We start from the raw sequence: 21,686 nt of genomic DNA on the forward strand, positions 1-21,686 counted from the left end.
CGCTTTCGGCCACCAGGATGCGATCACTGCCGCCTACAACAGCTTCAATAACGCCATTACCGAAGTCGTAAATAGCATCAACACGAACAACACCGAAGTCCGGGCTCGCGGTGATCAGCTCGCTCAGGCCATCTTTGTCGACGGACCCGCGGGGTGGACCAGCCAGCGTGACCTGACCGGAGCATTGGGTCGTGAAGATGGTGAAAACCTGTCTGACGGTAAGCTTTCCGATGATGAAGCGGCTCGAATCGCCGCACGGCTGTCGCAGGCCAACCTCACCCCCGAGCAGCTGGAAGCGCTCGCAAACGGGGGCGAGGCGACAGTACCGGCATCAACCATGGAGTACCTGACAAACCTGTACGACAAGGCAGGACGTGACGGCCTGCTGACGATCTCCGAGCAGTTGAAGTCGAACGGGTCACCCGAGTCGCAACAGCTCCGGCAGGGCCTGGCCAATGGGCTCATGACCGTTTCGAATCAGGATGTGGTCGTCAAGGACAAGGTCGGCAAGACAGTTGATCGTGGCGCTTGGGAGAAGCTACATCCTGAAGTGCGCGAGCTAATCGGTACGCGGCCTGAGGCAATCCCCGGGTTGCCGGATTCCAACACACGTGAATTGCCTGACGACTACCGGGGTGGCCTGTTCCAGTCCGACGATGTCGGGCGGTATTCACGCGATATGTCCAGCTTCGCAGATCTGGTCAACAGCGCAGGCGAAGGCTATGAGCCGGGCGAGCGATTCGGAGTCGAGTTGTCTCGACAGGCCGCACATCAGGTCTCGCTCGCGGACGCGGCCATCGCGGGGGGCGGCGAGGATCGTTTGCCTGGATTGGCTGATGACGCAACCATCCAAGATCTCCTGGGCGCGGGCACACGCAGTAATGAAGCCAACTATGCGCTGATCACCGGTAATGGCTCCGATGAACTGTTCGGGAAGGGGACGCCCGGTCAGAGCTTCGATGGGTTCGACCGCGACAACTTCCTCTCCACTATTGTCAAGCACGAGTGGGAGGACAACGGCGCCGCAGCCGGTAATCTTTTCCGTTGGATCGAAACCGACGCGACCTCGTCCGATGGACAAGTCTCGGTGCGCGCGGGAGAAGCGGCGACAGCGGTCTCAGACCACCTGGTCAAGAACTACGACACGCTGATGAACCTGCACGGAGCCCGTACCGAATCGATCGGCGTGGTCAATCCAGAGCTTGTCCAGGGCTTCTCGTCGGCACTGAAGCCGTATATCCCCGAACTCGCCGGGCTGCCGGATAACCCGCAAACGTTGTCCAACGGCTTCACGGCTCCAGACCCGTACACCGATAGCGCGCGATCCAATGCTCAAAAACTCTTCGCACTGATCGATACCGATAAGGATGCTGCCGCCGAATTCAATGCGCAAGCCCTGATAGCTGCGCAAGAACTCCAGGGCGAGTGGGTTAAATCCGTACTTGCTGACCCAGAAAATCCGAAGGCAGAATTCGCGTCAACGGCCGGCGTGATCCAGGGGCTCGTCGATGCCGGACTCATCAAGGAGTCGACCGATCGCACAGGAGACACGGCCGGTGACATGACGCGGGCACTCGCCGACAAGTCCGCTGCATACGACTCTGTCAAGGCACTCGTCTCGTCCGGGGTCAAATACATTCCAGTTGTCGGCTCGGTCGCCGGTCCCGTGATCGATATGGGGAACCCCTGGGCGAAAAATGCGATCGTCGGCCTGTACTATCCCCCCGACCCCGCCTCACCGAACTTTGATGCACACACGACCTACGAGCCTGCCGCACGGAATTATCAAATTGCCCATATTATCCAGTCGACCCAGGGATCTCTACCACATGACCCCCGATATGATGAGTTGTTCGACGCGAACGGCCAGCTCAAGGAGTACACGACCCTTGTGGACGGTCAGCGGATCAACGAGAAGTCTCTGGACAGCTATCTCACGAACATTCTGAACGGGTATCAGGGCGGCATTCTGACAAATCACTTACAAGACCTCGACGACCGACTCGAAGCCGGAAGGGAGTCAGTCAGGTGAAGCGCACCTTCTATGCGGCTACGTGTGCCGCATTGGTGTGCGCAGCCAGCGCGTGCGCGGATGATGTAGAGCCTGCCCAGCAGGTTGTCGATGAGATCGTTGCTGCTGCTGAGTCGGGTGATACTGATCGGGTCCATGCCGTCCTTGTCGGGCGCGGGTTGCCGACGGGGGTAACCACCGATGACGTGCTTGGTCACGTGCTGCGCACGAACGACGGAGGAGCTGTCAACGCCGCGTTCGGCTGGATCGGTCGCGACGCCGAGTCTGCGGATAGCTCGTCCGCGATACGCGCCGGCGAAGCCGCATCCGTCCTCGCCCGCTACGTGGCCGATCACTCGACGGAATTACTGAACGTCGATGGGCCCCATACTCGGTCACTCGGAGAGACCAAACCCGAGGCCGTCCAGACGATCTCCAAGGCCATGGCCCCGTACGTGGGATCTTTCGCAGGGCTCGGCGACCGATTCGCTTCGCCCGGATTCTCGGGCCTGGACAGCGACAATCCGACACGAAGCAGCACAAAGAGGCTCATCGCCGTTGTAGTCAGCGACCCGAAGGCGGCCGAGCACTTCGCGGCAGAGGCGTACGCACTCGCCTCCGAGATCACCGACCTATACCTGAATGGTGCGCTGTCCGGTAATCCCGACCCAGCACTGCCCGCGGCCTATGGAACTATCGCCGGCCTCTTGAATCGATCAGTCGATATCGAGCTGGACGACCGCGCCCAGGATGCCGCCGCGAGGGGGCAGTCGAATTCCGATGATGGTCCGGCGCAATATATCGACAATGATCGATTGGCCGGATTCCTTCAGCCTCACTATGATTTCGCTTCAGCACTCCAGCGTCGCGATGGCGTACTGCAACATGACCATCAATACGACTATTTGTTCGATAGCGGCGGGCAGTTGAGAAGTATTGAATCCCTATTCGACGACACGGAGCGTAACCTCAAGGCGGTCGACAGCGACGTGATAAACTTCGTCAGAAACTATCGCGACAACCTAGTGAGCTCAATTATCACCAATTTCGCATCCGACGCACGCGAGAGCAGAACGGCTGTCATGAACAGCGAATGAGCCGAGTCGTCATTGAGGCATGGCGCGGTCGAGGCAATTACCCGGTCGGCAGGCTGTCCTGCACGACCCTCGCTATCTCCGCAACTCTCCTGCAGGGGTCGCCCGATGTGTAGCCGATACTGTAGCTCAGCTGAAGGCCAATGACACCGACCGCGGAATCCATCGCAAGGAAGCATGTATCCGAGGTGCCGCCGGGGAGGTTGTAGGTCATCGCCCTCCGGTCGGAGACTGTGATATCCGATCGTGTGTCCCGATACTTATCCTGATACTCGGTAAATTCGATGTTGGTGCCACTGATTCGCAAGCGCCACGTGACTTTCCCTGACTCTAATTGTTTGAATCGGCAGCCGTAGTAAGTGTATGTGTCTGCAACCCAGTCACTTCTTTCGCGTGTGTTAGGGTCGAAACCGATCTCTGTGATTGTATCGTCACCTATCTGAGTGCATGGATCGAAATCGACCGGAGGGCGGTTGTTATTCGGGCGAACCTCAGGCGGTGGAACAGAAACCGCGATTTGCGGCCGAATTGTAACAGCTGCAGTAGCTGATGCCGAGTCAGTACCTTGCTCGTCACCAGCTTCACCGCAACCGGTGACCACGAGGCCGCTGGCCAGGGCAGTGAACAGCGCACGACGGGCTCGTCTGGTCATCGCTCGCCCCCACTCAGCAGGGCGGCCGCTTGAACAGCAGCCGCATTCTTTTGGTCGGCCTCTTCCAGACGTCCCCCAGCAATTAGAAATGCTTCTTGCATGCACATGGCACCCTCGATGAACTGTACGAGCACATCCTGGAACTGGACTGCCTTGTTGGAAAACCCGGCGGCCAGTTGCTGACCTGAAGCGAAACCACCCATTCCGCTGAAGTCTCTGACCTCGGCGATCTGCGCAAGCTGATCTTGCAAGGTGCTGATCAGGTGGTCGTAATACTTGACCACATCGGTGACCACCTCTGGATCGAACTTGATTTCACCGGCGGATGCGGCTTGTTTGAACGCCGCCACCTCCGATCGCCCGTAGTCCGCTTCCATCGTTCTGCCCCCTTGGTCGATCCCGGCCGTCGGCCCGGTCAGCGTGCTGGGTGCTGACCTTCCGTTGGCAGTATGCCATCGGTCGACTGAGGTGTCTTCGCGCACCGGGGCGGGACGCGGATCGAGGTATAGGCATTCGCCTGGAAGCCGGGTGAGTCCGGAGGTCGCGACACTGCCTACCGTGATCGGCTCTAGGTGATGGCGTGTCCAGTCGGCGATGAAGTTCAGCGCCGCAGTGAGGCAAGCAGCGAAATCGAATCGGATCCCGTGGAGCTGGAAGGTCACATGGAGATCCGGTTCGCCAGGACGCGGAGACGGGTGGGCGGTCACCGCAGACCCCTGGATGCTTGTGGACGGGTCCATAGGCCACCCGTACAGGCACGGACCGAGTCGACGACAGCAAGGCCGGACGGGCGGTAGGTACAGCGGGGTAGCTCGACCCACCGCCTGAATTGTGCACCTTCGTCCGCAGGACTCGGAAGCGCAATCGTGGCTCCGATGCGGACAACGGAGACGTTGAGCCGAAACATTTCGGCGAAAAGTGGAGTCTCATCAGGCAAGTCAGGCCGGATCAGGAATGTCCAACGGTTGGATCGAAGGTGCGACATGATCGGCCCAACGCCGCCCTCCCTCCCTCGACGGCGCTGGAGGTCGCACTTCACCAGCGCGCCGAGGCCGGCAGGCATCATCAACGCCCATACCAGATCTGCTCGCATGACGATGCGCCCCAGTTCGGGCGGATCGATGCTCGCGGGCAGGCCGCAGACCCGCCGGTAGTAGACGCAGCGCGTATAGGGAGTATCGCCAAGCGGAACATTCTCCATCGCAGCACCTTTGGTGGTCGCGTAGTTTGGGGTGCGCCCGGTCCCGGTGTAGAGCAAGGGGCCACCGGGGAGGGAGTAGCGAAGGGGTTCGCGGCGGCAACTCCCGACCGGGCGCACACCTAGGACAACACTGGACTAGAACGCTGAACTAGGTCACGATGAAATTTCACGCGAATCACCAGGGTGTTTTTCATCTTGCTCGGTGTTGGTCCGATGAAATGAAACGCCGACCCCTTCGAACTGGAGTGACCCGTATGGCTGAGAGTGGTGGATCGACCCTGCCCCGACGACAACTGGGCAAACATCTGCGGCGCGGCCGGGAGGCTGCTGGGATGACCTTGGCTGAAGTGGGCAAGCTGATGCAGTGGAGCGTCAGCACGGTGCATCGGCTGGAGGTGGGTAAGACCGAGCGCATCCGAGTCGTCGATGTCGAGGCGCTGTGCAGAATCTACGAGTTCACAGAGGAATTCACCGAGGTCCTGCGTGGGCTCGCGCTACAGGCAAATGACAAGAGCTGGTGGCATGAGTTCGGTGATCTCATCCCCGAGCACTTCGACGTGTTCGTGGATCTCGAGTCCAGTGCCCGAGCGCTGACGTGGTACGAGCCCGAGCTTGTCCCAGGGATCGTTCAGACTCCCGCGTATGCGGGCACGCTCATCCGCTCGGTCTATCCCGATGACAGTCCGGTCGAACACGAAAGACGAGTCCGTCTGCGGATGAAGAGGCAGGCGATGATCACTCGCAAGACCAAGCCGGTCAAGGTCGACATCCTGCTTCGAGAGTCCGCGTTGCGGGGGCTGGTCGGTAGCAGGAAGGTGATGGCAGCGCAGCTCCGTCACCTCGCCGACCTTGCCGGATTGCCCAACGTCACCATTCGTGTCCTGCCCTTCTCGGCAGGTTTTCCGATGGGTGTGGCTGTCGGTCCTTTCGTTGTTCTCCACCCAAGAAGCGACGGGTTGACACAGGTCAAGGAACCGACCGTGGTCTACGTCGAGAGCTTCACCGGCGACCTCTACCTCGAAAAGCCTACGACTGTCCAGCGGTATGCTGAGGCGTACCGGACCTTCCAGCAAGCGGCGCTGGATGATGCCGAGAGCAAGGCCCTGCTGCGGCGGGTGGCTAAGGAGTACTCAACATGACAGACGAACTGTCGGGCGCAAAGTGGTTCAAGAGCAGCCGTAGTGGAGGTGACAAGGCGTGCGTCGAGGCCGCCCATCTGCCAGGCGGGCAGGTCGGGGTCCGCGATTCCAAGAACCCCACGGGCCCGGTTCTCATCTTCACTCCCGGCCAGTGGGACGCGTTCACAGCTGGCATCGCGCGCGGCCAGTTCGACAACGCCAGCTGAACTCACCGTCACAGACTGCGAGAATTTCTCCGAGAACTCGGCATCCGGCGGGAACCTCAGGCCGCCGCCGGCGCCGCGTCGATGAACCAATCGAGAATCTCCTCGCCGGCCATGATTCCGCTGGATTCGGTGACGGTGAGGTTGGGGTGGGTCCAGTTGAGCAGTTCCAGTTCGCCGTGGCGGGGGCGGATGGCGGAGTCGGCGGCGCGCAGCATTTCGGCGTCGAGGGCTCCGTCACCGGCGGCGAGGGTGAGGGCGGTGTCGGTGAGTTCGCCGGATTCGATGAGGCGGCGGCGCACTTCGGCGACGGCGCGGCTCTTGCAGACCGCCAGCGGCATGGTGTAGATCTTGCGGCCCTGCTGGGAGGCCGACCAGCCGCGCGGGCGGCACCAGGCGTCCCATTCGGCGAGGAAGCCGTCCGGCACGGCCTTCGGTTTCACCACGAGGTAGCAGAACAGGTGGTCGGCGACGCGGAATTTCGGCGCCCAGCTCTCGTCGATGCGGGAGCGCAGTTCGGCGCTGATCTCGGAGAGGGTGGCGCCGCTCGCGCGGACTTCGGCGTCGATGTCGATGCGCCAGCGCATATCGGGGACGCCGTCGACGAGGATATTGCCGCCATTGCTGGTGATCGCGTAACGCCATGGGGCGCCGGGCAATTGGATGCGGCCGAACTGTTTGATGGTGCGGGTGGTGGTGGGGACGACGGCGGCGGGACGGGTGAGGGTGCGCATCCGGGTGGCCGCGATGGTCGTCATATACGACAGCGGCGCGCCCTCCAGATGTTCGACGCAGACGGTCGCGAGTTCATCGTCGGTGCTGAACGCGTTGCGGGAGTAGATCATGGTCCGGTCCAGGTCGGTGGCGACCAGCACCTGTCTTCGTAGCGGAATCACTGCTGCACATCCTTGATCAGTCCCATACACGAATAGGCCAGGTCGTCGACGACCTCGACCGGTACACCGCGGGCCGCGGCGAGCAGGCGGATATGGGCGTGCTCGGGAGCGTCGGGTTCCCGCACCAGCACGCGCCACGGCATCCGGCGCAACAACACCCGGGTGGTCTCGCCGACCCCGGGTTTCACGAAATTCACGCTGGACACCCCGTATTCGGCGCGCACCTGCTCCACCGAGGCCCAGCCGGCCCAGGTGGGGGTGCGGTCGCCGGCGCGGATGGCCTCGACCGAAGCGGGCACGCGTTCGTGCACCGCGTCGAAGGCGGCGGTGACGGTGTCGATGAGGCGTCCGGAGACGTCGTCGGCGGCGAGTTCGCGGTAGAACTTCGCGCCGTGGAAGTCGCCGGGCCCGATCAGCTCGTCGTTGAGGACGGTGCGTGACACCAGCCCGGAGACGGTCGAATTCAGGCAAGCCGAGGCGATGAGGAAGTCGTCGCGGGTGCCGTAGGTGCGCACGCAGTGGCCGGGGTCGGCGAGGACCGCGAGGTCGTCGTTGAACCGGGCGCCGCCCGCCGCGTGGTAGGCGTCCAGGGCCTCCGACAATTCGCGGGTGATGGCGCCCTTGCCGGTCCAGCCGTCGACGAAGACGATCGAGGCCGGATCATGATGAGCCGCCAGATAATCCAGGGCCACCGCGTCGATACCGCGATCACGCACGATCGACACCGCGTAATGCGGGATATCCAGGCTCGGCATTCCAGGCCCGCGCCCGTCGCGCAGCCAGCGCCGCATGAGCACCCCGACCGGCGTCCCCGCACGCGCGAGCGAAACCAGCACGATATCGGTACCGCGTTCGGCGACAACCAGTTCCGCCACGGTGCCGACGGCGAGGGCCAAACGCTCGGCGCTGTCGGCGAGCACCTGGTCGAACAGCTCGCGGTACTGGGCGTCGGGCTGGTATTCGATCGGCAGCGATTCCGCGTAGTGCGCGATTCCGGCCTGAATGCGCTGTTCGCGCTCGGTGACGTCGGCCTCGAGGTCGACGTCGGAGAGGTCCTTCAGCAGCCAGGCGACGTCGTCGCGGGCATAGGAACCGAACTCCGGTCCGTACAGCGGCTCGCTGCCGGCCACCCCGGCACCCGGCCGCGCATCGACGGCGACACCGACCTGCGCCGGTTGGGTGACGGCCGAGCCGGTCACCGGCAGCCGGTCGCCGTCGGCGAGCGCGTCGGCTGCGGATGACATCGCACCTACTCCCTTCGCGACCAGGCCGGCAGGCGGGCCTGCCTGCCTATTCTCCTCGTGCCCGGAATCGGCCGGGTAGGCGCCGGCATCGGTCCGCCCCGCCTGCAACAGGCGGGGGTCGGCCCCGGGCAGCACCGCGACCAGCACATCCGCACCGGATGCGGTCAGCACATCGACCAGACCGCCGGCAGCGACCAACTCCTCGGTATCGGCGGGCGCATCCACGACGGTCACCAGCACCGGTTCACCGCGCACCGTCTCGGCCTCGGACACATCGCCGGTCCAGGCATCGAGTTCGGCGATGAAATCCTCGGCCCAATGCGCGTTGTAGAGGTAGCGCGGTTGATCCTGGCCGGATTCCGGTGCGGTGAAACGGAATCCGCGCCGCAGCGGGTAACCCGGCTCGTCCAGCACGTAGGCCGGGGAGCGGGTGGTGGTCTGATATCTGGTCGGGATACCGGAGTCGGCCAGGGCGACAGCCAGCCGCAGCGGCAGATACATCAGTTCCTCATGCCCGAGCACGATCACCGGGCGATCGGCGAAATCGCTGGTCAGCCGTGCGCGCAGGGCGGCAGCGGCGGCGGTGAGCGCCGATTCGAAGGCCGCGGTATCCGAGTGCAGGATGCCGTGCCGTCCACCCTCGGGAACGTGGGCGGGCCAGGGCAATTCGCACCGCTGGAACGAGCCCCGCTGCGGCGCGACGGGATTGAGCCGCGGTTCCGGCAGGCTCTGCACCGCGTCGATGAGATCTTCGGGCAGCTGTGTCCGGCCGGCGGCCAGACACACGGTATCGATGCGCGCACCGAGTTCGCGTGCCGCCGCCTCGAATCGGGCGCGATCGGATTCGGTGCGCATATCCACCAGCGAGGCCAGCACGTAATGCGAACGTGGCGCAAAGGCATGCAGTGCGCGCACGGCGTCCATCGCGGTATCGCCGGTGGAGATCTCGTCGTCCACCAGCACCAGCGGCAGATCGTTGACGAAGATGTCGGCGGGCGCGGGTTGCAGCAGGTGGGAGGTGGCGTGGGAATGGCCCTCCTCGAATCCGGTGAGGGTCTGCGCCAACGGAACCTCGCGCCGGGTGGAATGCAGGTAGCAGGTGGCGCCGATGCGGGCGGCCACACAGTGACCGAGGCCGGTCGCGGTTTCGGCGAACCCGAGCACCACGGCGTCCCGCTCACCCAGCGCGCTACGCACCAGATCACCGAGCCGATTGCCCGCGTCGAGCACCACCCGTGGATCGGTGGGCAGATGTTTGCCGAGCACCGTCGACACCAGCAGGTGTGCGCGTTTCGGATTGCGCCGAAGACCCGGTTGGATCAGCGCGTCGATCGGCAATTCGGCGGGCAGCACACCACCCTCGGTGCCATGCCGGTACGACGTTTCATGATGCAGTTCGATCCCGAGATGCCGTGTCGCCCAGGCCGAAGGCTGCGGCGATGCCGTCGACTCCTCGCTCATACCGTGACCAACGCCGTCAACAGATCCACGAACGACACTCCTTTGTTGGCCACCCCGAACACCCTGGCGCGCAGCAAGGTCTGCCGCGCCCAGCTGCGATGCGGACGCATCTCGTTCATCTTGTTCCGGTACTCCGAAGCCGCCACCCCGCCCACATCGGCCTGCAAGATGTCGAGCGCATCCGAGTACTCCTCATGGGTCACCACCGACAGCGCGTGCACCGCGGCCACATGCGACGGATGGATCACCGTCTTGCCCTGAATGCCGTTGGCGCGGTCGAGGGTGATCTCGCGTAACAGACCGTCGAGATCCCGGCTGACCAGGTAGCGCCGGAACGGCACCGCATCGGATTCCTCGAACGGCGCCGTCCGCAGCAGCGGCCGGAACATCCGCTCGTGATCGGCGAAGTACTCCCACACCGGGCCGGTGATCACGAATCCGGTGCCATCGGCGCGGCCCAGATAGTTGACGATATCGGCGATCACATCGGCGACCACCCGCACGTCGTAGATGGTCAGATCGCGGTCGCGCCGGATTCCGAAGGTCGAGCACATATCGGTCGCGCCGACCCGCACGGCCAGCACATTGTCGCGGTGCTCGGCCAGCAGCGCGGCGATCTCGGTGAGTTCGGCGTCGCGTGTCTGCCGATGCACCAGCGCCTTCGATTCCAGTACCGGCATGCCGTAGAGCGGGCGGTCCAGCAGGGTGCGCGCATGCTCCAACGCGGCAAGATATTTCGACCCGGAGGCCGAATCGAACTTCGGGAACACGAAGCCGGTGAGCACCTCGGCGCCCGGCCCGAGCTGCTCGGCGATCTCGATGATGGTGTCGGCGTCGCGCACCCGCACAAACAGCATCGGATTCGGGTCGACGCCGGCCGCCAGCTCGTCGAGGGTGCGCACCGCCTGCGCCTTCGCCGATTCCACCTCGTGGTCGGCCACCGCGTCTTCGAGGTCGATGACCATCGAGCACACCCCGCGCGCGGCCCGCTTGCAGATCGTCGCGGTGAGATCGGCCCTGGTCGCGGGCGCGTACAGGGTCGCGCCCAGCGCCACGGCGAGCAGTTCGCGGTCGGTCTGGCCGCCGATGGGCTCGGGCTGGCGATGGAAAAGCGTTCTCGCGTCGGGACCGTTCAGCTGCCGGAAATGGCGCAGCAGCACGCGCTTGCGCAGGGAAACTTCCTGCTTGACGGCGATGCCTGCGGTCATCGTCTCCCCACCCCTCACTCTCGTCGTGGTCCTGACTGTTTTCTCATGCGATCCACTACGCCCGCCATGAAATCCGCGACGGCGTCGAGCTCCGTCACGTACGCCCAATAGTCGGGGTGACGCCCGGACAGCGCACCGGTGATCCGGTCGATCCGTTCGGCCTGCGCGTCGAGGACAGATCCCCACTCGGCGGCGAGCCCGCGGCCCACCGCGAGCATCTGCGCGTCCCGCAGCCGGAATCGTACGGCCTTGGCTTTGTCTTGCGGATTCTCGCGCACCTCACGCAGCAGCGTCAGCCGTTTGGTGACGGCGTCGACCTGCTGTTCGGCCTCGGCCAGATTGCCGCGCGCGGTCGTGGTCAGTTCAAGTGCTAACTCCGGGTCGTTCTCGGCCGCGGCCGCGCGGGCCCGGCTCAGGGCGTCATCCGCGGCGGCTATGGCCCGCTGGCTGTCTCGCTCATTGTCAGACAGATCCGCCGAACTCGCAGCATTGAACTCCCGCAGTAGCGCGGAGTACACCGCGCCCACCCCTTCGGCCCTGGTCCGCGCCGCCGCCAGCCGGGTGCGCACCGAGACGATCGCGGTCGCTGCCGCGGCGGCCCGAGATGGGGCCTGCGCCAAAGCATCTGCCAGTTCTTTGCTCGCCGCGTCCAGCCGGTTGGCGGCCTCGCGCACCGCACCGACCCCGGCGCTCTCACGGGCCGCGTGCAATGTGATCAGTGCCTCATCGACCGCGGCGCTCGTCCGCCGGACCGACCCGTAGTGCGCGTAAGGGGACTCGGCAGCCTGCCCCCGCACCTGGGCGGCGGCCGCGGTCACCTGATCGGCCAGCCGCGGCACCATCGCCACGACCGCGACGGCCTCCTCGAGCTGCGCCTGATTGCCGCGGTAGTACTCGTCCACCCCGCGCGCCGCCTCGGCCAGCCTGCGCACCGTCTCCTCGGTTCTGACCTGCCCCTGCGGCACCGCCGCACCGCCGGCCTCGGCCTGATCGAGCTGCTCGGTGAGCTTCAGGTAGGCATCGGCGGCGGCGTAGCAGCGGGCCCGCACCGGTTCCCAGCGCCGGTTCAGGCCGCGTTCGGGAAAGATCTGCTCGGCGGCCGCGGTGGCCGATTCGGCGACGCTCTGGCGCCGGTCCATGTCCAGGAACGCCGACGCGAGCGAGTGCCGAGCCTGCTCGATCCACTCGGTATTCCCGGATGACCGGAACCATCCACGCCTGCGGCCTGCCACGACCCGATGGTAGGAGATCTTGCCGGGGCGGGGCCGGGACAACGGCCTGGGCCGGGCGCCCGGCGTCCAGAGGCCGCACGCGGCGCGAGCGAATGCGGGCTACCCGCATCGGTTTATACGCAAGATCGCCGAAACCTACTACTGTCGTATCTCGTACCCGGCGATTCGGACATGCTGGGAATCACAGACGACTATCGAAAGGGAATCCCGCATGGGTGTCAGTTTGTCCAAGGGCGGCAACGTCTCGCTGACCAAGGCGGCGCCTAACCTGACCGCTGTCGCGGTCGGCCTCGGCTGGGACGTTCGTACCACCACCGGCACGGACTTCGACCTCGACGCCAGCGCGATCGCGACCGGAGCCGACAAGAAGGTGGTCTCCGACCAGCACTTCGTCTTCTTCAACAACCTGCGTTCGCCCGAGGGCTCGATCGAGCACATCGGCGACAACACCACCGGTGAAGGCGAGGGCGACGACGAGGTCATCAACGTCGATCTGGCCAACACCCCGCCCACCATCGAGTCCATCTTCTTCCCGGTCTCGATCTACGACGCCGATACCCGTCAGCAGTCGTTCGGCCAGGTGCGCAACGCCTACATCCGCGTCGTGGACCGCTCCAACAACGAGGAGCTGGCCCGCTACGACCTGTCCGAGGACGCCTCCACCGAGACCGCCATGGTGTTCGGTGAGCTGTACCGCAACGGCGCCGAATGGAAGTTCCGCGCCATCGGCCAGGGCTACGCCTCCGGCCTGGCCGGCATCGCCCGCGACTACGGCGTGAACGTCTGATCGAGCTCACCCTCGACCAGGAAGGGGGCCCGGCGCCGGGCCCCCTTCCGCTGGGTCCGACTGGACATCTCATGGTCCGGCGACCAGGCTGAATGATGACGGTCGCTTTCGACGTCGGCCCGAAATGTCGGGTTCACCGTCGACCGGTACGGTCGTGTCGAGCGCCGCTCGCACCGGGTCGGCGATCGCACGCAGCAGCTTCAGACGTCCCATATGCCCGGATGACGACCGACTCCGGCGCCGCACACGAAAGGTCCCCGCGTGGTCCTGCGCATATTCGGCCTATCCTTCCTGGTCACCGTCGTATCACTGGTAGTGGCACTGCTCTACGGTGGCCCCACCGCGCTGGTGCTCTGCGCGATCCTCGGCATCCTCGAGGTGTCCCTGTCGTTCGACAACGCCGTCATCAACGCGACCATCCTGCAGCGGATGAGCGAGTTCTGGCAGCGCATGTTCCTGACCGTCGGCATCCTGATCGCCGTGTTCGGCATGCGCCTGGTGTTCCCGCTGGCCATCGTGTGGGTCACCGCCGGGCTGAACCCGGTCGAGGCCTTCGACCTGGCGCTCAACCCGCCGCCCGGTGATGCCGCCTACTTCCCCAACGGCGACCCGAGCTACGAGACGTTGCTCACCGACGCCCATCCGCAGATCGCGGCGTTCGGCGGCATGTTCCTGGCGCTGCTGTTCCTGAACTTCATCTTCGCCGAGCGGGAGATCACCTGGCTGTCGTGGCTGGAGCGGCCGCTGGCCAAGGCGGGCAAGCTGGACATGCTGTCGGTGGTCGTCGCCGGCCTCGGCCTGATCCTGTGCGCGGAGTTCCTCGCCGAGGAAGAGGTCCGCTCCACGGTGCTGCTGGCCGGCCTGCTCGGCATGATCACCTACATCGCGGTCGACGGTCTCGGCTCGATGTTCCACGCCGAGGAGCACGCGGGCCCGTCGGAGGCCGCCAAGGCCACCGGTAAGGCCGGTTTCTTCCTGTTCCTGTACCTGGAGGTGCTCGACGCCTCGTTCTCCTTCGACGGCGTCATCGGCGCGTTCGCCATCACCGCCGACCCGATCATCATCGCGCTCGGCCTCGGCCTGATCGGCGCCATGTTCGTCCGGTCGATCACGGTGTACCTGGTGCGCAAGGGCACCCTGTCGGAGTTCGTGTACCTCGAGCACGGTGCGCACTGGGCGATCGGCGCGCTGGCGGCGATCCTGCTGATCTCGATCGGCGTGCACGTCAACGAGCTCGTCACCGGTTTCATCGGTATCGCGTTCATCGGTGCGGCGTTCATCAGCAGCATCATGCGCAACCGGCGCGAGGGTGAGCCGGAAGCGGCCGCCGAAAAGGAGCCGACCCCGGTAGGCTGACCGGCGGACGCAACCGAAGACTCGAACGGCAGCGGCCTGGCGTGGCCGCTGCCGTTCTCATCTCCTGAGGGGGGATCGCGGCGATGGCGATCGACGATCAGCGGGCCGGCGGCGGGAAAGTCACCCTGTCCAAGGCCACGCCGAGCATCAATCTCACCAGGCCCGGCGAGCTGCAGGGCATCATGCGGGTCGAGCTGACCTGGGCCGCGCGCGCCAAGAGCCTGTTCCGCAGATCCACTCCGGTCGAACTCGAACTCGGCTGCCTCTACGAACTCGCCGACGGGCGCACCGGCGTGCTGCGCACCGCCACCGACGCCGGCGCACTCGAATTCGAGCCGCACATCCTGCTCGACCGCGACGGCGCCCGCCCCGGCAGCGCGGGCTTCAATATGGATCTGGCCCGCCCCGAAGCGTTTCGCCAGGTCCTGATCTTCGCGCTGTCCGCGCAGGCGCCGAACTGGGCCGCCGCCAAGGGCACGCTCACCCTGGCGCCCACCATCGGCTCGAATGTCGAACTGGCACTGGACGAACCGGTGGCCGACACCAGGTCCTGCGCCATCGCACTGTTGCAGAACCAGGGCGCGGGCATCACCGTCTACCGCGAGGCCAGGTACCTGACGGGCGCGCTGGACGAGCTGATGCGGACCTACCGGTGGGGCATGGACATGGATTCCGCGCGCGCCTGACCGGCGCTCAGAGCATGCGCCGCGGATACAGCCGCGCCTTCGGCCTGCGCACCGCGACCCGCGACCACAGCGCATCCTGCAAAGCCAGTGTTCCCCAACCGGCCAACGCCATCCCGGACAGGTTCAGCGCCAATTGCAGTGTGCTGCCCCATACCTCGTCCCAGTGCGCGAACACCGCGGCCAGCGCGATATTGCCGGCCGCGGGCACGGTCGTCACCGAGATGAACACACCGACCAGACCGCCCGATTTCGCCGAGGTCAGCGACAGCACGCCCGCCGCGGCGGCGATCACGGCGACGATGAACGACCATTTGTCCGGGGTGTAGATGAATGCGGTTTCCGGCCCTGTTCCCACATCCTCCGCGGTGATCCAACCGAGCCCGCGCGCGATGAGTACCAGCAGGAACGTCAGCAGGATCGCGGTGAGGAAGCCGAGGATCAGGGTCCGGACCGCCAGCCCGAACAGCACGAAACGGCGCCGCACCAGCGCCACCCCGAGCGCCGCGATCGCACCGAACTCCGGGCCGAGCACCATCGCGCCGATCACCAGGATCTGCGAGTCGACCACGATGGCGATGGCGGCCAGCGTGGTCGCCAGGGTCATGAAACTCAGGTAGGTCCAGTTGAGTTCGGTCTCCTCGTAGGAGCGCTGCGCCACGTCGGCCCAGACCACCGCGTCCGCGCTGCTACCGGGGGTACGCACCTCGGCCTCGAAACCGGCCAGCGACAGCCAGGTCCGCACCGGCTCGATCTCGATGCTCCCGCATTTGTGCACGCCGGTCGCGCGCAGCCGATCCACCAGTTCGTTGGCCGCTTCCCTGGCGATATGCGCGATCACCAGATCCCCGGCCGGGCGCAGCGCGGCCCCGCGCATCACCGCAAGCCCGCTGACCGCGTCGTCGCCCTCGAGGATCTCGATCACAGCGTCGGTCTTGTCGGCGGGCGCCATTACTCGCACGTGCAGCATGGGCTCAGTCTTGCGTACTCGCCGGCATCGGGCCGGGTGAACCCGCGTGGCGAGTCCTGGTGACTATGTCTGCCGCTCGGCGAGCTCGGCGAGACGCTCGATGGAGGCGGCCAGCTTGTCAGAGGTGGTGGCGAGGGCCCGCGGCAGCCGATTCTCGTCGGTCAGGCGCGACCAGTCGTAGGTGTGGCGCACCAGCGAACGGTGCTCGTCCAGCGGTTCGATTTCCCAGCGCCACAGATGGCCGGGTGGTTCGCGATCGGGCTCGGAGGGCTGCCACGCGATCAGTCTGCCCTCCTCGAACTCGACCACATGATTGTGCCGGGTGACGCCCTTGGTGATCACCATCGTGAAGACCTCACCGACAGCGCGCACCCGCTGGCCGGCCGGGGCCTCGGACAGGTTGTCGTTGCCGTCCCAGCGCGGTTGCTGCGCTGGATCGGCGATCAACTCGAACACCACCGCCGCGGGCGCCGCGACCTCGCGTTCGGCGCTGACCACTGTTTGCGTCTCTGAGCTCATGTCCTGATCGAAGCACAGCCTGCGCAGCCCGGCTCACCAGCGGCGACGATCTTGTCGGTACCCGGTAATACAGTGGCGCTATGACAGCAGCGGTCCATCCCGCGCCGGGCCCGTCACCTCGGCGCGCAGCCGACGATCTGATGCAAATCGTCGCGCGTACACCGCTGTTCTTCTCCAGCTATACGCCGCTGTTCGCGATCCTCGCCGCCCGCTTCGCCGCCACCCCGTGGCTGGCGTTCGGCGCGCTCGCGCTCATGGGGTTCGGCGCGGTCTGCACCATCTGGGTGCTGTATCTGCTCGGCTCGTCGGCGCGCTCGTCGCTCACGGTGGCGCGGGTGCACGAGACCGGCAGCGAATCCGGCGGCTACCTGGTCTCCTATGTGCTGCCGTTCCTCACCGTCGAAACACCCGGCGGGCTCGACGCGCTCGCCTACGGCCTGTTCCTGCTGGTGCTGCTGATCGTGTACGTGCGCACCGACCTCATCCAGGTCAACCCGATGATCTATCTGCTGCTGCACCGAATCGTGAAGGTACAGACCGCGACCGGGGACATGGCCTATGTGGTCGTGCGTTCGGTACCCCGTCCCGGCGATACCGTCACGGTCGCCCAGCACGCCGGAATCCGAGTGATGACGGAGCGGGTATGAGCATGCGCGGCGGCCGGGACTGGGCCGGCATCGATATCGGCGGCGAACCGCTCGACCTGCTGCTGGGCTGGCGTGACAGCCGTAAACGCTTGCAGGCATTGCGGATCGAGTTCGCCGCCACGCTCGGGATCGAGTTGCGCGAGATCGCCGCGGCCACCCTCGAACGGCTCGGGGCCATGGCGCCGATCGAATACGACACCATCGCAGCACTCGTCGACGGCGAAGAGTTCTTCACCTTCTCCCTCGACGGGCTCGATGGGGCCCAGCCGGGGGCCGCGGCCGGCGAACCCGACGCTCAGATCGCCGGGCTGCTCCGGCTCATCGCCCGTTCGGCGACGCTGAACACCGTGCTACCGCGGCAGATGCGCGACGGCACCTTCCTGTTCTACGTCCTGATCTGCGAATCGGCCGGACCCGATCGGCAGCGCACGGCATTCGTGCGGTTGCAACACGGGCTGCGCGTGGCCTCGGCGCACCGCATCCTCGCCACCTTCGGCGAACGCCTGAACCGCGTCGGCGACCCGGTCTTCGCCTTCGCCGAGGAATTCGATCTCGTCATCGCCGGCGACGAGATCGCCATCCTCAAACCCGACACCTTCCTGCGTCTGTTCACCGACCTCGAACTGCTCACCAAGGCCACCCCGGAATTCGTCGACCACATCAGCGAGGCGCTCGGCCTGGAGCTGTCCGCGCAGGTCAAAGACACCATCATCGCCGTGTGCGCCAAGCGGCCCAGCTACGCCAAGCTGCTGAAACGGCTCAGCGGCGTCGACTACCTGCCGAAGATCACGCCCACGTCGCTGCAAGCCGAGATCGACCGCTATCCCGAACTCCCCGAGGGCATCCGGATCGACGACTCGGGGATTTCCTTGAGCGATCAGGGTGTGCCGACGTTTCTCGAGATCCTCGATCAGCGGATCTGGCGTGGGCCGTTCGACGATTCCTCGCGGGTGGCGACGGCGTATCGGCGGCTGCGGCCGAAGTGAGCGTGCCGTCCGCGAGACGCAGGAGTCCCGAGCCCCGCCTCACCTATGCCCGAGGATTGCCGCCAGCATCCCGCCGACGAAGTCCGCGCCGAAGGAGTTCATCGCATCGGGTGTAGTCGGCGTGGTCCCGGTCCGGATATCGCATCCGGCGACCGGATGCCCGGCGGCCCGATCCTTCAACCAGGCGAAGGCGGCCGGTGCGCCGAGCCCCCATTCGAACGCATGCGGCGACACCACCGACGGGACGACATCACGCCGGTAGGTCACCGGAGTGCCTGCCGCGCAATACTTGTCGACCAGCTGGTCGGCGGAGGCGATCGTGCTCAGCTCGTCGTCCACGGCGTTGTACAGGTAGACGGGCGCGGTGGGCGCCGTCGCACCGAGGGTTCGCTCGGCGATCAGGCGTTGGGTCAGCGGCGCGGTCAGCACCTGCTCCAGCGGCATCGTCAAGAGGCTGCCGAAATCCAGGAACGGGAAGCTCACCAGGTTCTGCGGGGTGCAGCTCGCGGCGGCTCCGGCGAGCAGCCGTTTGCCCTCGGCGGTGAGCACCTGATCCATCATCGCGGTGAATTCCGGCGAATCCTGTTGCAGGGCGGCGATACCCACCGGCGGCAGGCCCGCCACCGGAGTGCCGTTGCCATTCCTGATGCCCGCGAGCAGATCCGCGACCGGCGCACCGATCGCCATCCCCGCGACATTCATCTCCGGCGCGTAGTCCGGTTGCACCTGCGCCGCCCACGCCGTGGCGATGCCGCCGCCGGAGTATCCCCAGAACATCGCCGGTGCCTGCGCCCCGAGCCCGAGGTCGGCGAAGTTCTGCGCCGCCCGCACACCATCGATCGCCACATACCCCGGTTCCTTCGGTGTGAGGAAGTGGTTGTCCACCCCGCCCAGATCCGGAACCGACACCGCCCAGCCCTGCGCCAGTCCGGCCGCGATCATGGGGACTTCACTCGCGGTGGTGGACAAGGTGATCGGGCCGCCGGCACCGGAGAAGTCGAACCACGGCGCGCCGGTCTGCAAGACCTGCGAGGGCATGCAGTTGGGGGCGATGGCGTCGATCATGCTGTCGTAGGACAGGATCGCGGTCGGCGGTCGGCCGTGCTCGCCCATCAATACCGTGGTCACCGCGGCATACGGGTCGCCGTGCGAATCGGTGGTCCGGTAGAGCAGCTGCCAGGCGCGGACCCGCATGGGGATCAGCTGCAGTGATACGGGGGCGATCGGCCTGGTCCGCAGAATGGTGCCTGGCGCGGTCGATTCGTAGCCCGCGGGCGGTAGATAGAAGCCGTCGGTGGTGTTCGGAATCGCCGGCGCGGGAGTGGCGAATGCGACGAGAGCCGCACAGGTCGTGGTGATGCTGACGGCGAGCGCGGTGATCCTGGCCCGCCATCCCCGTCCGAGTGATTCCGACCGTCCGATCCCCGCTGTTCGCATGGGCACACTGTAGAACGTGTTTCAGTCTATGGAGCCGTTTTCGCGGGCTCAGCGCTCGCGGGCAGGCTCCCAGGCGAGCCTGGCTTACTGATTCGCATAACCGGTTATCCGGCCGTCAGGCCGACGCCTCGCATCCGCGCCGTACGACCGGCCTATTCGCTCAGTTGGTCGCCTCCGCGCGGGCGTCGGTCGTGGGGGCCTCCGCCTTCGTGGTGGTGGACGACGGCGCCGTGGTGGTGGATTCCGTCGTCTCCGCGGGCGCCTGAGTCGTGGTCGGCGCAGGCGGGGTGGTAGTGACCTCCGGCGTGGTGGTCGGCGCCTCGCTCGGCGTCGTCGTCGGGGCCGTGGTCGACGGATCGGCCTCGGCCTTCGGCTTCGCCGTCGTGGTGGTGGCCGGCGCCGCGGTGGTGGTCGTGCCCTCGGCCGCTTCGGTCGTCGGGGCCGCCGAGGTGGTCGACTCCGCCGCCTCGTAGGCCGCGGCCAGATCGGCTTCGGTCGGCTTGGAGTTCGTGTCCACCTGCTGACCGGCCTGCGCCTGCTTGGCCAGGTGGGTGATCCAGGCCGCCGCGTACTCGGCCGACGTCATCGGCTTACCGTTGCCGGGGTCGGCGTCATCCCAGTAGTCGAAGTGATGACCGGTGTGGTTGGGGCCGAGGGTCTGCTTGTACGGATCGCTCAGGATCACCGGGATGGTGTTCTGGTTGGTCACGATCAACCCGACGATCTCGTTGAGGATCTTCAGCGGCAGGTACGCCAGCGGCGACATCTGCTCCACCGCGATCGCGTCGGCCTGGCCCGGCTCCTGCGGAGCGGGCGTGCCCGGCTTGTACGCCGGATCCGAAACCCGCAGCAGCACCTCGAGGAAGGTTTCGTCGCTGGCCATCCAGTTCGGCTGGGAGGCGATATCGGCGAACGCGGTCATCGCGATCCGGCCGAGCACCACCGCGACGTCCTGGCCGGTCGCCGGGGTCAGGCCCTCACGTTCCAGGGCGTCGACATTCAACTGCCTGCCGACGTTCACCGCCAGGTTCAGCAACGAGATGTTCTCCGGCGCCGAGCAGGTGAGGTCGCCGTCGGAGCAGAACGAGGCGATCTTGCCGTTCAACGACCCGAAATCACCGCTGGTCCCGGGCAGCGCACCCGAACCGGGTACCGGCTTCTGCCCGTTCTGATACTTCTGGTCGAAGCCGTCCGGGTTGGCGTACGGATCCTCCGCACCGGGGAACGGACCGTCGCCGGTGGAGCGGCCCGGATCGGCGAGGATCACCACGCCGAGCACGTTCTCCGGATCGACGATCCCGTATCCACCGTCCTGGCCGGGTTCCTGATGCCCGACCTCCATCGCGACGCGACGCACCACATCGGCGCCCTCGCTGTAGCCGACGATGGAGAACTTGGTATCCGGGCAGGCCGCCGCGATCTCCGACATCACCTGCTTGGCATTGGCGACACCGGCGTTCACGGCGTCTTCATAGCTGGCCATATTGGCCGGGTAGGCGATGTAGACGGCGGCGTAGGAGCCCTCCGCGACGTCGTTTCGTGGCGCGTTGACCACCGGATCGAGCCATTCACTGCTGTGATCACCCGACAGCGCGGCGGGCAGCGGATTGCCGTTGGCATCCACCAGCATCGCCGTCGTCCCCTCGCGGGGAGTGTCATTGCGACCGGCCACCGAGATGGTCACCATGTCGCGGCATTCGGTGACCGAGGCCACCAACTGCGTATCCGCCTCTTCCGGTGCGGCGGTGAACGCGAACGTCGCGGCCACCGCCGCCGCCACTCCGAGCACCGCGGGCGCGGCAACGGCCGAGGCCAACCGATGTCGCGCGAAGAACTCACGAAGAGCCATGTCCGAACCCCAGTTTCCTGTAACCGACAAGTGGAAGGACAGGCCCCCCGACGGGCCATGTGTCACGTATGAGGTCGTGGGCCGGGCACAGAGTGTTACGGGTGAGGTGTC

General features: G+C 65.8%; 20 protein-coding genes. 9 read left to right on the top strand and 11 right to left on the bottom strand.

Annotation, left to right across the window (positions count from 1 at the left end):
* Both RJ05_RS31520 and RJ05_RS25435 read left to right on the top strand, forming a co-directional pair.
* The coding region (locus RJ05_RS31520) for a TPR repeat domain-containing protein (protein ID WP_036541581.1) at positions 1 to 2,032 on the top strand (2,032 nt) is incomplete at its 5' end.
* Positions 2,029 to 3,108, top strand: a complete 1,080-nt coding sequence (locus tag RJ05_RS25435) for a hypothetical protein (RefSeq protein ID WP_036541583.1) — start codon at positions 2,029 to 2,031, stop codon at positions 3,106 to 3,108. The genes RJ05_RS31520 and RJ05_RS25435, both read left to right, overlap by 4 nt.
* 37 nt (positions 3,109 to 3,145) lie before the next feature.
* Here the strand turns inward: RJ05_RS25435 and RJ05_RS32955 are convergent, their stop codons facing one another.
* The 3 genes from RJ05_RS32955 to RJ05_RS30270 are packed head-to-tail and all read right to left on the bottom strand — an operon-like array spanning position 3,146 to position 4,958.
* Positions 3,146 to 3,757: a DUF3558 domain-containing protein gene (locus tag RJ05_RS32955; protein WP_081597531.1), complete on the bottom strand. Its 612-nt coding sequence runs from the start codon at positions 3,755 to 3,757 to the stop codon at positions 3,146 to 3,148.
* The gene (locus RJ05_RS32530) at positions 3,754 to 4,419 is read right to left on the bottom strand and encodes a hypothetical protein (protein WP_249040446.1); all 666 of its coding nucleotides are present in this window, start codon (positions 4,417 to 4,419) and stop codon (positions 3,754 to 3,756) included. Before RJ05_RS32530 ends, RJ05_RS32955 begins: the two co-directional genes overlap by 4 nt.
* A 41-nt stretch (positions 4,420 to 4,460) precedes the next feature.
* On the bottom strand, positions 4,461 to 4,958 hold the full coding sequence (locus tag RJ05_RS30270) for a DNA-directed RNA polymerase subunit beta (RefSeq protein WP_081597534.1): 498 nt from the start codon (positions 4,956 to 4,958) through the stop codon (positions 4,461 to 4,463).
* 254 nt (positions 4,959 to 5,212) lie between these two features.
* Between RJ05_RS30270 and RJ05_RS25445 the strand changes: the two genes are divergently transcribed.
* Together RJ05_RS25445 and RJ05_RS25450 are read left to right on the top strand one after the other, a co-directional pair.
* Positions 5,213 to 6,097, top strand: coding sequence for a helix-turn-helix domain-containing protein (locus RJ05_RS25445; protein WP_036541588.1), 885 nt, complete (start codon positions 5,213 to 5,215; stop codon positions 6,095 to 6,097).
* Positions 6,094 to 6,303 (top strand): DUF397 domain-containing protein, encoded by a 210-nt coding sequence (locus tag RJ05_RS25450; protein WP_036541589.1) that lies wholly within the window; start codon positions 6,094 to 6,096, stop codon positions 6,301 to 6,303. Before RJ05_RS25445 ends, RJ05_RS25450 begins: the two co-directional genes overlap by 4 nt.
* A gap of 56 nt (positions 6,304 to 6,359) precedes the next feature.
* On the opposite strand, the gene RJ05_RS25455 is transcribed toward RJ05_RS25450, so the two are convergent.
* Genes RJ05_RS25455 through RJ05_RS25470 form a run of 4 tightly spaced genes read right to left on the bottom strand, consistent with a single transcriptional unit; the run spans position 6,360 to position 12,248 of the window.
* Positions 6,360 to 7,145, bottom strand: coding sequence for an HAD family hydrolase (locus RJ05_RS25455; RefSeq protein ID WP_051016903.1), 786 nt, complete (start codon positions 7,143 to 7,145; stop codon positions 6,360 to 6,362).
* A gap of 47 nt (positions 7,146 to 7,192) precedes the next feature.
* On the bottom strand, positions 7,193 to 9,901 hold the full coding sequence (locus RJ05_RS30275; protein WP_081597532.1) for a phosphoribosyltransferase: 2,709 nt from the start codon (positions 9,899 to 9,901) through the stop codon (positions 7,193 to 7,195).
* On the bottom strand, positions 9,898 to 11,109 hold the full coding sequence (locus RJ05_RS25465; protein WP_171048169.1) for an HpcH/HpaI aldolase/citrate lyase family protein: 1,212 nt from the start codon (positions 11,107 to 11,109) through the stop codon (positions 9,898 to 9,900). Before RJ05_RS25465 ends, RJ05_RS30275 begins: the two co-directional genes overlap by 4 nt.
* 14 nt (positions 11,110 to 11,123) lie before the next feature.
* Complete coding sequence (locus RJ05_RS25470) at positions 11,124 to 12,248, bottom strand: coiled-coil domain-containing protein (RefSeq protein ID WP_036541594.1); 1,125 nt, start codon at positions 12,246 to 12,248, stop codon at positions 11,124 to 11,126.
* A gap of 304 nt (positions 12,249 to 12,552) precedes the next feature.
* On the opposite strand from RJ05_RS25470, the gene RJ05_RS25475 reads away from it, so the two are divergent.
* The 3 genes from RJ05_RS25475 (at position 12,553) to RJ05_RS25485 (ending at position 15,170) form a co-directional block, all read left to right on the top strand.
* Positions 12,553 to 13,128 carry a TerD family protein gene (locus RJ05_RS25475; protein WP_036541597.1) on the top strand — a complete coding sequence of 192 codons (576 nt, stop codon included), beginning with the start codon at positions 12,553 to 12,555 and terminating at the stop codon, positions 13,126 to 13,128.
* A 261-nt stretch (positions 13,129 to 13,389) separates the two neighbouring features.
* Positions 13,390 to 14,484, top strand: a complete 1,095-nt coding sequence (locus tag RJ05_RS25480) for a DUF475 domain-containing protein (RefSeq protein WP_036541599.1) — start codon at positions 13,390 to 13,392, stop codon at positions 14,482 to 14,484.
* An 83-nt stretch (positions 14,485 to 14,567) separates the two neighbouring features.
* Positions 14,568 to 15,170: a hypothetical protein gene (locus RJ05_RS25485; protein WP_036541602.1), complete on the top strand. Its 603-nt coding sequence runs from the start codon at positions 14,568 to 14,570 to the stop codon at positions 15,168 to 15,170.
* A 7-nt stretch (positions 15,171 to 15,177) separates the two neighbouring features.
* Here RJ05_RS25485 and RJ05_RS25490 read toward each other — a convergent pair whose 3' ends face one another.
* Positions 15,178 to 16,137, bottom strand: coding sequence for a DUF389 domain-containing protein (locus tag RJ05_RS25490; RefSeq protein ID WP_036541604.1), 960 nt, complete (start codon positions 16,135 to 16,137; stop codon positions 15,178 to 15,180).
* Between the two features lie 63 nt (positions 16,138 to 16,200).
* Positions 16,201 to 16,656 (bottom strand): SRPBCC family protein, encoded by a 456-nt coding sequence (locus tag RJ05_RS25495; RefSeq protein ID WP_036541607.1) that lies wholly within the window; start codon positions 16,654 to 16,656, stop codon positions 16,201 to 16,203.
* An 80-nt stretch (positions 16,657 to 16,736) separates the two neighbouring features.
* On the opposite strand from RJ05_RS25495, the gene RJ05_RS25500 reads away from it, so the two are divergent.
* Complete coding sequence (locus RJ05_RS25500) at positions 16,737 to 17,303, top strand: KwaA family protein (protein WP_138445521.1); 567 nt, start codon at positions 16,737 to 16,739, stop codon at positions 17,301 to 17,303.
* Entirely contained in the window at positions 17,300 to 18,289 is a 990-nt protein-coding gene (locus tag RJ05_RS25505; protein WP_138445522.1) for a hypothetical protein, read from the top strand. Before RJ05_RS25500 ends, RJ05_RS25505 begins: the two co-directional genes overlap by 4 nt.
* 39 nt (positions 18,290 to 18,328) lie before the next feature.
* On the opposite strand, the gene RJ05_RS25510 is transcribed toward RJ05_RS25505, so the two are convergent.
* Positions 18,329 to 19,726, bottom strand: a complete 1,398-nt coding sequence (locus RJ05_RS25510) for a lipase family protein (RefSeq protein ID WP_175587106.1) — start codon at positions 19,724 to 19,726, stop codon at positions 18,329 to 18,331.
* A 160-nt stretch (positions 19,727 to 19,886) separates the two neighbouring features.
* Positions 19,887 to 21,575, bottom strand: coding sequence for a cutinase family protein (locus RJ05_RS25515; RefSeq protein ID WP_036541614.1), 1,689 nt, complete (start codon positions 21,573 to 21,575; stop codon positions 19,887 to 19,889).
* Between the last annotated feature and the right edge of the window lie 111 nt (positions 21,576 to 21,686).

The sequence above is a fragment of the Nocardia cyriacigeorgica NBRC 100375 genome (genome assembly GCF_000308555.1).
Classification (GTDB): Bacteria; Actinomycetota; Actinomycetes; order Mycobacteriales; family Mycobacteriaceae; genus Nocardia; species Nocardia cyriacigeorgica.

Bases quoted from the DNA above. Each gene is read 5' to 3' on its own strand.
- RJ05_RS32955 (WP_081597531.1), bottom strand. From the start codon at position 3,757: ATGACCAGACGAGCCCGTCGTGCGCTGTTCACTGCCCTGGCCAGCGGC.
- RJ05_RS30270 (WP_081597534.1), bottom strand. From the start codon at position 4,958: ATGGAGAATGTTCCGCTTGGCGATACTCCCTATACGCGCTGCGTCTAC.
- RJ05_RS25445 (WP_036541588.1), top strand. From the start codon at position 5,213: ATGGCTGAGAGTGGTGGATCGACCCTGCCCCGACGACAACTGGGCAAA.
- RJ05_RS25450 (WP_036541589.1), top strand. From the start codon at position 6,094: ATGACAGACGAACTGTCGGGCGCAAAGTGGTTCAAGAGCAGCCGTAGT.
- RJ05_RS25455 (WP_051016903.1), bottom strand. From the start codon at position 7,145: ATGATCTACTCCCGCAACGCGTTCAGCACCGACGATGAACTCGCGACC.
- RJ05_RS30275 (WP_081597532.1), bottom strand. From the start codon at position 9,901: ATGAGCGAGGAGTCGACGGCATCGCCGCAGCCTTCGGCCTGGGCGACA.
- RJ05_RS25465 (WP_171048169.1), bottom strand. From the start codon at position 11,109: ATGACCGCAGGCATCGCCGTCAAGCAGGAAGTTTCCCTGCGCAAGCGC.
- RJ05_RS25470 (WP_036541594.1), bottom strand. From the start codon at position 12,248: ATGGACCGGCGCCAGAGCGTCGCCGAATCGGCCACCGCGGCCGCCGAG.
- RJ05_RS25475 (WP_036541597.1), top strand. From the start codon at position 12,553: ATGGGTGTCAGTTTGTCCAAGGGCGGCAACGTCTCGCTGACCAAGGCG.
- RJ05_RS25485 (WP_036541602.1), top strand. From the start codon at position 14,568: ATGGCGATCGACGATCAGCGGGCCGGCGGCGGGAAAGTCACCCTGTCC.
- RJ05_RS25490 (WP_036541604.1), bottom strand. From the start codon at position 16,137: ATGCTGCACGTGCGAGTAATGGCGCCCGCCGACAAGACCGACGCTGTG.
- RJ05_RS25495 (WP_036541607.1), bottom strand. From the start codon at position 16,656: ATGAGCTCAGAGACGCAAACAGTGGTCAGCGCCGAACGCGAGGTCGCG.
- RJ05_RS25500 (WP_138445521.1), top strand. From the start codon at position 16,737: ATGACAGCAGCGGTCCATCCCGCGCCGGGCCCGTCACCTCGGCGCGCA.
- RJ05_RS25505 (WP_138445522.1), top strand. From the start codon at position 17,300: ATGAGCATGCGCGGCGGCCGGGACTGGGCCGGCATCGATATCGGCGGC.
- RJ05_RS25510 (WP_175587106.1), bottom strand. From the start codon at position 19,726: ATGCGAACAGCGGGGATCGGACGGTCGGAATCACTCGGACGGGGATGG.
- RJ05_RS25515 (WP_036541614.1), bottom strand. From the start codon at position 21,575: ATGGCTCTTCGTGAGTTCTTCGCGCGACATCGGTTGGCCTCGGCCGTT.